This is a genomic window from Candidatus Aminicenantes bacterium (assembly GCA_026393855.1).
Taxonomy (GTDB): domain Bacteria; phylum Acidobacteriota; class Aminicenantia; order Aminicenantales; family UBA4085; genus UBA4085.
This window is the reverse complement of the sequence record JAPKZJ010000099.1, coordinates 1-9,125: the sequence shown is the minus strand read 5'-3', so window position 1 is coordinate 9,125 and position 9,125 is coordinate 1. Positions and strand designations below refer to the sequence as shown.

Genomic DNA, 9,125 nt, shown 5'->3' with positions numbered 1-9,125 from the left:
CCGGGCCGGGACATGCATCGCACCTTGGCGGGGGATCTCCCAGGTGTTGTCGTCGATCTTAACGAGTTCCATGGCCTTCGCCCCTATTATATGCAATTCCCATTCCGAGGGCTTGACAAGTCGGTTAATGCGTATTATCTTATTAATACGCTTTACAAGGAGCCAGGGCATGCTTAGACTCAACGTCGATCCGGCCTCCCCGATCCCCTCCTATCAGCAGATCATTCAGGCCATAAAAATAGAGATACTATCGGGCCGGCTTGCGGACGGCGACCGTCTGCCGCCGATCCGCGAGCTGGCCAAGATCCTCAAGCTCAACCCCAACACTGTCGCAAAGTCCTACTACGCCTTGGAGGAGGACGGCTTCGTCGAGAGCCGGCCCGGGAGCGGAAATTGGGTCAAGTCCAGGGCCCCCGATCTCGACAGCCTCCGCCGCAGCATTCTCGAGGGGGAAACCAAGGCCTATCTCGAAAAGGCCTTCTCGCTCGGGGCCTCCCTGGACGACGTCCGCCGCAGCATCGAAAGGATCGCCCGCCATGAGTGAAACTATCCTGGAAGCCAAGAATCTGACGGTTCGGTTCGGCCGACGGGCTGCCCTGGACGGCGTCTCGGCCGCCTTCGCCGCCGGCGAAGCGGCGGTGATCGCCGGGTCCAACGGCGCGGGCAAAAGCACCCTGCTTCGCTGCCTGGCCGGGGCCATCGTCCCCGACCGGGGTCAAGTCGTCTACGGGGCCGGCCTGGACAAGGCCAAGATCGGATTCGTCTCTGATCGGCTGAGTCTTTACGAAAACTGGACGCTTCGGGAAGCCTGGCGCTTCCATCGCGAGGTCTTCCGGATCGCATCCGCCGAACGCCCGCCGATTGAGGGCGTCGTTTTCGACGAGCGGCGCAAGATCCGCCATCTCTCGATCGGCGAGCGGACCTTGTTCCACCTGTCGCTCATTCTGGCTCAACAGCCGGCCGTCCTTCTCATCGACGAAGTCGTCCATGGCCTCGACCCCTTCCTGCGCGAGAAGTTTCTGGAGACCGTGATCGGGGCCATGGACGAGCTGAAAACGGCCGTGATCATGGTCAACCACACCCTCTCCGACACCGCCGAGATCCCCGAGCGCATTCTGATCATGGACGCCGGACGGATCGTGCTCGACGAGCGGCGGGACGTCCTGATGACGCGGGTCAAGAAGGTCGCGGGCGAAGAGCCGCTCCCCCCGGCGTTGCCGGTACTGTTCGAGACGGCTTCGGAGTACCGAAGGGATCGCTACATCTATCCCTTCCGCGAAGAATGGCGTCGGGAATTCGGTCTGACGTTCACGGACATCGGACTGGACGAAATCGTCAAGGCTTTCATCGGAGGCGCATATGTTCAGAAAAGAGCTCGCTGACGTCCTCAAGCAGACCGGCTGGTTTCTGGCCGCCGCGGCCGTCCTCCCGATCCCCCTCATCCTCCTCAAATGGGCGCCGGGGCCATATCGCGCGGTTTTTATCCCCGTCTTCGAAGTGGGATTGGTCTTCTGGTCGCTGTTTCTAGGGGCCTCCCTCTTTGGGCGGGAGCGTGGCCAACGAGCGGAGGAATACGCCCTCTCGCTTCCTCACGGCAGGATGGCGCTTCTCGTTCGGCTGGCCGGGCCGCGGCTTCTCGTACTCCTCGTCCTCGTATTGGCCGCCATGGCGACGATAAGGATCGGGATTCCTGCTTCGGCTCTCCTTCTGCCCGCGCTGGCCGTGGGGATCGGATTGCCGCTTTTTCTGGTCTCCCTATCTTTGTCCGTCCTGATCGAGAACTTCATCGTCCTCTGCCTTGCCTCGATCGTAGGCTGGTATGCGGCGTCGGAGATTATTTTCCGACTGCTGTGGGGATCCGGAACCGGTATGGTTGATCTCTATGTCCCGGGATTGTTCGCCTTTCCGCGTCCGGACGCCATCGCCTATCGGGGGAGCTTCTCGTTCCCTCTTATCCTTCTCCAAATCATTCTTCCAGTCGTTCCTTTCGTGGCCGCCCTTCTCTTCTCCTTCGGCCGGTTCGACATCCGACGGTCGGCTCGCTTCAAACGGCGCTTCGGCTTCGCCTTCGCCGCCGGCCTGGCGCTCTGCGTCCTGACGGCCGTCGGCGGCCGCGCCCTCACCAATTCTTTCGCCCAGAAGCATTTCTACCTGACGAAAAGCCTGAAGCTCGTCGAGTATGACTATGTTTCCCGCTCGGCGAAGATACGGAGCGAAGAGGCTCCCGTAAAAATCCGGGTCGGCCTGCCGGGCCTTGCCTTCGGTTGGGACGACGGCTCGTCCCTCTTCGTCGAGGACTATAACGGCGACTTCAACCGGATCGATCTGGCGACCGGAAAGGCCGAGTCCCTCTATCATTTCGATCTGAAGCAAACTTCGTACTGGGGTCAGTGGATGTACGCCCAGACGATCGCATTTTTTGAGAACGGGTCTCGTCCCGGCGAAGTCCAGCTCCTGACGCTGGACGCAGGAACGAAAAAAGTGAACCGCCGCGTCTTCGCCCACGCCGCGCTGGGACGAGGGAATCCGATGCTGATCGGGACGGGCGTGCATAACGGCGTCCGCTTCTGGATCTGCACGATTCCGGCCAAAGCGCTTCGATCCACCCTCCGCCTCTGGGAGGACGGGCGTGTCGAAGAAATCCTCGTCAAGGGGCGCCTGGAAACCCCCAACATACCGAGCCTCGTCAATGGGCTCCTCTTCTTCACGGGGCGCGAGCCAACCCTCATTCTGAGGGACAATGGCAAAGGGTTCGAGCTGTTGAAGGAGTTTTCATCTGCGAAGGACTTCTCCGCAATGGATGGTCTGTTCAACCGGCGGGAACTGGACGCGGCCCCGATTTCTTTCATCTATGCAAAGCGGGGACGGCAGTTGGTTCGCTTGAGCCTGGAGACATTGGAAGTCGAAGACATCGGCACCTGGACGGAGAATGAAGATGACGCCTGGGGCTTCATCATCCGGGAAGGCGGCCGGGCTTACTTCGTCGGCGGCTCGCGCAGCAAGAAGAATTTGGATTTCTACGACTTGAACGAAGGCCGGATGCGGCTCGTCCGCAGCTTCTCCGATATCAACACGCAGCGCCGCGACACCCGTTTCGATTACTTCGAATCCGGGGTCGTCATCACCCAAGGCCGGCACATCGGCGTCTACGCCTTCCCGGACTTGCGGGAAATTAAGTATAAATAGGTGGAAGGAGGGAAACACCATGAAAAGATGCGCCTTGGTTTTGGCCGCGCTCGCGGCGATTTTCGGCCTAGCGACCCTGATCGCCGCCCAGGAATCTGCCTTCGGAACGGCTCTGACGCCCAAAGGCCAGGGCATCGTTCGACATCCCCCGGCCGCCGACTTCGCCGCCGAGCGCGGCAAGCTGGACGCTCTGCCCGTCTACGATCCCGCCAAAACCGCCGGCTGGCAGGTCGATCTGCGCAGCCGCGACCTTTCGGGATTGGACCTCGCGGGGCGGCTGTCCGACCTCCTCAACGCAGACTTCGACTCCAAGACCGTCTGGCCGAAGAGTCTTCCCGCCGGATTCGATCCGGCCGCGATCATGGCCGCAGGGATCAATCCGGGCCTTGGCGTCCGAGCGCTCCACAAGAGCGGGATCACCGGCCGGGGCGTCGGCATCGCCATCATCGACCAATGCCTCCTTGTCGATCACGCCGAATACAAGGACCGGCTGCGTCTTTACGAGGAGATCCACGTCGGGGATAGCTCGGCAGCCATGCACGGCCCGGCCGTCGCCTCGATCGCGGTCGGAAAGACCGTCGGCGTCGCACCCGAGGCCGATCTCTACTACATCGCCGAGACCCACGGAACGGTGGAATCCGGACAATTCGTTTTCGACTTCCAATACTTGGCCGAGTCGATCGACCGCGTTCTGGAGATCAACAAAAACCTCCCGGCGGACCGGAAGATTCGCGTCATTTCCATCTCCGTCGGCTGGGATCCTCGGCAAAAGGGATACGTCGAGGTGACCGCCGCCGTGGAGCGGGCAAAAAAGGACGGGATTTTCGTCGTTTCCTCGTCGCTTTCCGCGACCTACGCCGGGAAGCTCAATTTCCACGGCCTGGGCCGGGATCCGTTGACCGATCCGGAGAAATTTGCGTTCTATCGACACGGCCTCTGGTGGACGAACCAGTTCTGGGCCATGACGGCGGGGAGCCCGGAGCTCCTGCTCGTCCCCATGGACTCCCGCGGCACGGCCAGCCCGACCGGCAACGACGACTATGTTTTCTACAGGCAGGGCGGCTGGAGCTGGTCGATCCCCTATATCGCCGGCCTCTATGCGCTCGCCTGCCAGGTCAAGCCCGACATCACCCCTGAGCTCTTTTGGGCGGCCGCTTTAAAGACGGGCGATGCCGTCGATATTCCCGCCCGCCGGACCCTGCCGTCCGAAGCCGACCTGGCCAAGCAAATCGAAAAGATACTCGACGAACGGATGGCGTTCATGAAACAACGGAGCCCGGACGTCCCGCTGGAAAAGGCCCTGGCCGAAGCTTATAGCCGGTTGAGCGGGAAGAAAGCCGAGACGATCAGCGAAGCCGATTTCCGGGCCTGGGCGGTCGCCGGCCCGATCCGCGAGATGGCCCTGGGCGACACCAAGCCCAAAACGCTTAAAACGATCGTCAACCCGGCCCGGCTCCTGGAGGCCTTGAAGAAAAGCACCTCTTAACGACGCTTATTGACAGATCCGATCGCGGCGCATATAAAAGCCGGCGGAAAGGATCTGTCCCTATGCGAACAAGAACGATCGCTTGTCTAGTCCTGGCGGCTTCGGCGCTGGCCGGGAGCGCCGACGTTTCAGCGGCAGGGCAAACCGTGCCCGGCGCGGAAGCGCGCGCCTTCACCGTCAGTCCTCTGACCGGATTCCCCGGCCTCAGCTTGGAGGTCCTTCTCTACAATCCCCCCGTGGCCGAGGCGCCCTGGAAGGCCCCCGACAAGCCGGAAACGACCAAGCGCAAAATCGACGCTGTTCTCGTTTTCTACGGCAAGGGCCTGCCCGACGGAAAGTACGCGCTGGCGTACGCCGTCGAAGCCGGCGAGGCGAAGCTCGTTCAGGCCGAGATTCCGGCCGAGGTCGTCCACGGCAATTTCGAGGCCGCCGTCGTCCTCCAGGATCGATATCCCTCAGCCACCCAGGTCTCCTACCGATTCGCGTCGGGAGCCCGGATCGCCGCCCGAGGCACCGCGCCTCTCTGCTGGTCCCGCTTCCACGGCCGGGTCCGCTACGTGGACGGCGGCTGGCGCTCCACGTACCTGGAATTCCATCCCAACGGCTTCCGCTCCGTCGGATCCTTCTATGTGCCGGCGGCGGAAGACGGAACGTTCGACGCCCTGCTCCCGGCCCGGGTCTACTCGGTTCTCAACGTCAACGGCGCAGGATACAGCATCGACGCGATGGAGCGCTGGGCCTGGGACTACGACCTGACCCGCGACCGCGAAGACGATTTCGCGATCGGCCGGACCGAGCTCTACGCCATCCGGGCCTTCGATCTGAACGCCCCCGTGGCGACCGTCTTCATCATGTTCCGCCCCAGTGCCCTCTCCCGCGTTTTGCGGTACGACGCCGACGGCGACGGGCGCGTCTCGGCCAAGGAGATGGCCGCCGCGATGGAGGCGATGAAGAATTCGCCCACGGTGATCGCTCCCGAGCTGAAAGCGGAGGACATCGAGGTCCGGCTCGACGGCCGGCCTGAAAAGATCGTCCGGTTCGATATGATCCCGGAATACGACGGGGGGCTCTGGCAGGCCCAATACATTCTGCAGATATTCCCCGAGCCCCGGCCGGAGCGCGGCGTCTGGCACGAGATCAAGCTCGAAGTGCGCTCGAAGGAAACCCTGCGCGGCCGGGAGATCGTCGACTTCGGCCAAGGCTCGGTCGGATTCTACAGATATTGACACCCTCCCGAGCCGAGCGGTACAGTCGGGCCATGAAATCGCGTTTGCGTTCCGCCGCCATCACCGTCATTTGCTTATTGGCCGTCCTCGTCCCCCTTGCCGGACAAGCCCAAACGCCCGCCGCGGACGGCAAGCTCCGCATCGTCACCCTCGAGGGGACGCCGTATCAGATGGGCTTGGCCCATGGTACGGCGCTTAAAGCCGAAATCGCCGAGCTGGTCAAGCGCTGGAAAGAGGATCTGACCAACAGCTACAAAATGCCCGCGGATGAGTTCATCCGGAAATTCCTGGCCTACACGGATTTCAAGCCCGCCATCGAGCGCTGGACGCCCGGTCTCCTGGAAGAGGTCCGCGGCATCGCCGCCGGGGCCGGCGTCGATTTCGACACGATGTACGCTTTCCAGTTGATCGACGAAGTCTGGGTCATGAACCGGGACATCGGTCTCGACAAATGCACGTCCATCGCGGCCGGCAAGAGAGCCGAATTTCCCGCTTTCGTTTCCCAGACCCAGGATATCCCCGGCTTCTATCACGGCTTCCAGACGGTTCTGCGGATCAAGGATAAGAAAGAAAATCTGGAGACTCTGGTCTTCACCATCCCGGGGGTGATCGCCCTGAACGGCATGAACAGCCGGTCGGTCGGCGTCTGCGTCAACGCCGTCCCGCAACTGGCCTGTTCGCCGAGGGGCCTCCCCGTGGCCTTCGTCATCCGGGGCCTCCTGCGGCAGCGGACCTACGGCGAGGCGGCGAAATTTCTGGGCGACATCCCGCCTGCCGCCCCGCAAAACTATATGATCGGCGGCTCGACGGAGGCTGCCTGTTTCGAGCGCTCGGCCGGGCGGATGAGCCGGTTTATCCCCTTCGAGGGGTCTGAATTCACATATCACACGAATCACCCGATCGTGAACGAGGACTTCACCCCCCGCTTCGCCGAGATGCTGAAACGGCAGGGCACGACCCTGGCCCAGTACGGAAAATTTTGCACCCGGCTGGCTTTTCTCGGTCGGAAGCTCACCGACAAATCGGCGGTCCTCGACCTCGATCAGTTGAAAGCCTTGTACAGCAATCACGCTTCGGGCATCAACAACGCCGGGACCTACGGCTGCACCATCATGATCCTGGGCGAGAAACCGGAGCTCCACATCTCGCCCGGCCGTCCCGACGTGGCACCGTTCCAAGTTCTCGGATTTAGCGAAGTGCAAGGCAAGTATTTCGCCAAGAAAGCTTATGCCCCCTCGCCCCTGCCGACCTTCGCCGCAACGAAAACCCTACTCCCCTCGCCGCGCTTCGACGACCAGCCGGGCTACGTCGCCATGTACTGGAAGGCCTGGGAGCTGGCTTTCCGCAACTTCCACGAGCCGGCCGCCGCGACAGGCTACGTTTCGCAATTTATCGACGCCGCCTTCAACCAGAATATTTTCGCCTGGGACACATGCTTCATGACCTTTTTCACCAACACCGCCCACCCGCTCGTCCCGGGCATCGCCTCGCTCGACAACTTCTACGCCCGCCAGCACGAGGACGGCGAGATCTGCCGCGAGATCGACCGCTCGACGGGCCGGGACTTCAAGGTCTGGATCAATCCCGGCCAGCCCCTCTACAGCGCCTGGGGATTTAACATCGACAATCCTCCCCCGCCCGTCACGGTCCAATATATCGGACGCCAGGCCCCCCTCATCCCGTCCAAGGTGACCCTCGACGGGCTCGATCATCCGCTTTTCGCCTGGGCCGAGATTGTCGACATTTCCTGCGAGATGGTCCTTGTGGCCCGCGAGATGGCGGAGATGGCCCGGACGATCGGCAAGCGCGGCGAGGCCGAGGTCTTTGACCGCGAAGCCGATGCGTTGGCCGAGCTGATCAACCGGCTGATGTGGGACCCGGACGAGCTTTTTTACTACGACCTCAAGCTGGACGGAACGCGGGCGCCGATCAAGTCGGTGGCCGGGTTCTGGGCTCTGCTCGCGGGTGTGGCGGACGGGTCGCGGGCCGCGCATTTGGCGGCCGAGCTCGACAAGCCGGCCACATTCGGCCGCCTGCATCCCGTGCCCACGGTGGCCGCCGACCAGCCGCTCTACAACCCCAAAGGCGAATACTGGCGCGGCTCGGCTTGGGCGCCGACAACGACCATGGTCGTGCGCGGGCTGGAGAAGGCCGGCTACCACCGAGCGGCCCGCTCGCTCGCCCGGAATGACCTGGACGTGACTTATCAGGTCTTCGCCAAGACGGGGACGGTCTGGGAAAACTACGCTCCCGACGCGGCGGAGCCGGGGAATCAAGCGAAAAAGGACTTCGTCGGCTGGAGCGGGATCGGCCCGATCCTCTACCTGCTCGAGTTCGGGCTGGGCCTCAAGCCCGATGCGCCGGCGAACACGCTGACCTGGGACATCCAGGCCCATAAGCGCCTGGGCTGCGAGCGGTATCGATTCAACGGGCATGTCGTGGATCTTGACGCCGTGCCAGCCGCGGACGGTTCGCGGTGGAGCCTGACCGTTCGATCGGACGGGGAATTCATCCTCAAAGTCAGCGCCTCGAGCGCGGACAGGACGTTTGCGGTGAAAAAGGGCCAAAACGAGTTCGTGATCTAGAATATCTGGATCATCCCTAATTCCGGGGAAGCCAAGGCGGTTCGGGGTGTCGGCCAACGGCGAAATCGCGAGGGCGGCGCCTTTTTCCATAACTCTCCGAGGGAAGCCAATCCTCGCGGGGACTCTCGAAGCGACGTCCCTACAAGGACAGCGAAGAGCTGCGGCCGCCGAGGGCTGTTTGAGCACGCGAAAATCTTTCGGATACGAGACGGAGTGGGTGATCACCAAGACCGGGGCGATCTCGCATGCGGAGTTCCGAGGCGCCGAGGAAAGTTGTGGGAAAAGGCGAGTAGAGCCCGAAGCCGCCGGGCTGATGCTCCGAACTGCCTTCCCCGGAATTGGGCGATGAACTGAATGTCTTGCCATTTTCCTTGAGATTGGTAGAATGGCTTCCGTGACCTCCGTAAAGTGAAATCCCCCCTCCAAGGAGACAACATGGCCCAGGAAGTCCAAAGCGTTCCCCCTGTCGACAAAACCAAGATCGGCCTGCCCCGCGTCTTGGGCCTTTGGGACGTCATCATGATCGTCATCGGCGGCATCATCGGATCGGGCATCTTCCTGTCCCCCTCCGAGATCGCCGTGGCCGTCCCCTATCCGATTCTGGTGATCGCCGTCTGGGTTGTCGGCGGCATGTTCAGCTTT

Annotated in this window: 7 protein-coding genes; all 7 read left to right on the top strand. The window is 62.3% G+C overall.

Going from position 1 to position 9,125, the window contains the following annotated elements:
• Positions 1–169 precede the first annotated feature (169 nt).
• Positions 170–544, top strand: coding sequence for a GntR family transcriptional regulator (locus tag NTZ26_12345; GenBank protein ID MCX6561289.1), 375 nt, complete (start codon positions 170–172; stop codon positions 542–544).
• Positions 537–1,382 (top strand): ATP-binding cassette domain-containing protein, encoded by an 846-nt coding sequence (locus NTZ26_12340; protein MCX6561288.1) that lies wholly within the window; start codon positions 537–539, stop codon positions 1,380–1,382. The genes NTZ26_12345 and NTZ26_12340 overlap by 8 nt, the downstream gene beginning before the upstream one ends.
• Complete coding sequence (locus NTZ26_12335) at positions 1,360–3,186, top strand: hypothetical protein (protein MCX6561287.1); 1,827 nt, start codon at positions 1,360–1,362, stop codon at positions 3,184–3,186. The genes NTZ26_12340 and NTZ26_12335 overlap by 23 nt, the downstream gene beginning before the upstream one ends.
• 19 nt (positions 3,187–3,205) lie before the next feature.
• Complete coding sequence (locus NTZ26_12330) at positions 3,206–4,672, top strand: S8/S53 family peptidase (protein ID MCX6561286.1); 1,467 nt, start codon at positions 3,206–3,208, stop codon at positions 4,670–4,672.
• A gap of 62 nt (positions 4,673–4,734) precedes the next feature.
• Positions 4,735–5,898 (top strand): hypothetical protein, encoded by a 1,164-nt coding sequence (locus NTZ26_12325; protein MCX6561285.1) that lies wholly within the window; start codon positions 4,735–4,737, stop codon positions 5,896–5,898.
• A gap of 44 nt (positions 5,899–5,942) precedes the next feature.
• On the top strand, positions 5,943–8,483 hold the full coding sequence (locus NTZ26_12320) for a C45 family autoproteolytic acyltransferase/hydrolase (protein MCX6561284.1): 2,541 nt from the start codon (positions 5,943–5,945) through the stop codon (positions 8,481–8,483).
• Positions 8,484–8,918: 435 nt separating this feature from the next.
• Positions 8,919–9,125, top strand: a 207-nt coding sequence (locus NTZ26_12315) for an amino acid transporter (GenBank protein MCX6561283.1), incomplete at its 3' end; no start/stop codon positions are given.

Excerpts from the sequence above, each read along its gene's own strand:
- NTZ26_12325 (MCX6561285.1), top strand. The coding sequence starts at position 4,735 with ATGCGAACAAGAACGATCGCTTGTCTAGTCCTGGCGGCTTCGGCGCTG.
- NTZ26_12330 (MCX6561286.1), top strand. The coding sequence starts at position 3,206 with ATGAAAAGATGCGCCTTGGTTTTGGCCGCGCTCGCGGCGATTTTCGGC.
- NTZ26_12345 (MCX6561289.1), top strand. The coding sequence starts at position 170 with ATGCTTAGACTCAACGTCGATCCGGCCTCCCCGATCCCCTCCTATCAG.
- NTZ26_12340 (MCX6561288.1), top strand. The coding sequence starts at position 537 with ATGAGTGAAACTATCCTGGAAGCCAAGAATCTGACGGTTCGGTTCGGC.
- NTZ26_12335 (MCX6561287.1), top strand. The coding sequence starts at position 1,360 with ATGTTCAGAAAAGAGCTCGCTGACGTCCTCAAGCAGACCGGCTGGTTT.